This is a genomic window from Herbivorax alkaliphila (assembly GCF_030848475.1).
Classification (GTDB): domain Bacteria; phylum Bacillota; class Clostridia; order Acetivibrionales; family Acetivibrionaceae; genus Herbivorax.
The window spans coordinates 1-1,534 of the sequence record NZ_JAVDDS010000128.1; the positions used below are offsets into that span (position 1 = coordinate 1).

At 27.5% G+C, this 1,534-nt stretch carries 1 protein-coding gene; it reads right to left on the reverse strand.

All coding sequences use genetic code 11. The features are described from left to right. Nucleotides 1-1,405 (reverse strand): AAA family ATPase (locus RBH29_RS17620; protein ID WP_306698320.1); only part of this gene is annotated, 1,405 nt, incomplete at its 3' end. Between the last annotated feature and the right edge of the window lie 129 nt (nucleotides 1,406-1,534).

Genomic DNA, 1,534 nt, shown 5'->3' on the forward strand with positions numbered 1-1,534 from the left:
CTTTTTGCTCACGTTCTTTTATGTCTCTAGTATCATGAAAACTAACTTGACTTAAATATAAATCTTTTAAAAGTCTTTCAAAAGATTCTATGTCATTATTCATCAAACTTTCTATTATATATTCTACATCACCGAGTATTTTTTCATCATCCTTTAAATAATTAATTATCATATCTTCGTATATTGTCTGTATTTCAAGATTTGGTATTTCAAGTTTATATGAAAATTTAAGTCTTTTTTGTTGCCTGTCATAGGATTTTAAATAGCCTGCATGAGTAAGAAAACTCCAAGCAACATCAGGGTTGGTTTTTATATTTTGGTATACTACGTTTTCTTCTAGTTCTTTTTCAACAGCTTCACCTTTTATAAGTTTTTCAACAGTTTTTCGGCCTTCAAGCTTGTCAAGTTGCAGTACTTCTTTTATTATTCTGTTGTCACTGGTATTTGACCAGTAAGCTCTAAGTCCGTTTATTGGATTATACATATATTTTGATATGCTCCAAGGATTATAGATTACCGTATCAATTCCAAATATGTAGCCATTATACCAAGTTTTTATGTCAGGCAGATGATTAGACAGGCCAAGATAGTGTGCCATTTTTTCTACTTCGTATTCTGTAAAGCCAAACATATCTTTAAATTCTTCTGTTAAAATTGTACAAACTAATGGATTATTAAAGTCACTGAAAATACTTTCTTGAGCTACTTTCATTATACCTGTTAGAATTCCTTGTTTTAAAGATATATTGTCTTTAAATCCCTTCACTAAAACACTTTTCATAAATTCTGTGATTTCTTTAAAGTATCCTTCAATATATCCAGCTTGAATAGGGGTATCGTATTCATCTATTATGACATAACAGTCTTTTTTAAAGTATCTTTTTAGGTATTTTGTTAAATTTATTATTACATTGGTATACTGTACTTTAGAACCTTCTAAATCCATTATTTTGTTAAATACTTTTTTTTCAGACTGACTTAATACATCGGAGTCTAAAAGGTACCTATGTCTTTTATATTCATTGGCAATTGTTTCTTTTAAATTCTCGTATGTATCATTCCAGTTGTTTTGCTTTGCATTTTTAAAAGTCAAATAAACTACAGGATATTTAGAGAATTCATTTTTATATTTTTCTCCTGCATTAAATATATTGAGATTAGAGAAAAGATAGTTGACATCTTCATCTTCAAAATCATATTGTCTACATTCAGGAAGTTCAAAAAAATATTTTAGCATGCTCATGTTTAGAGTTTTGCCAAATCTTCTAGGTCTAGTTATAAGGACTATTTGATCTGGTCGATCTATAAGTTCTTTAATTAATAATGTTTTATCTACATAGTAGCCATTATTATCTATTAATTTTTTAAAATTATCTATTCCTTGGATTACTCTTTTTTTATTCATTAAAAAACACCTCTATAAGTTGATAAGTAACTTTTATGGTTTATATTATATCATATTGAAAGGCTTTATAAACGGGGGTTTTTAATAATAAAGGTACAAATGCTAAAAAGTTGGGAAATAATGAAGATA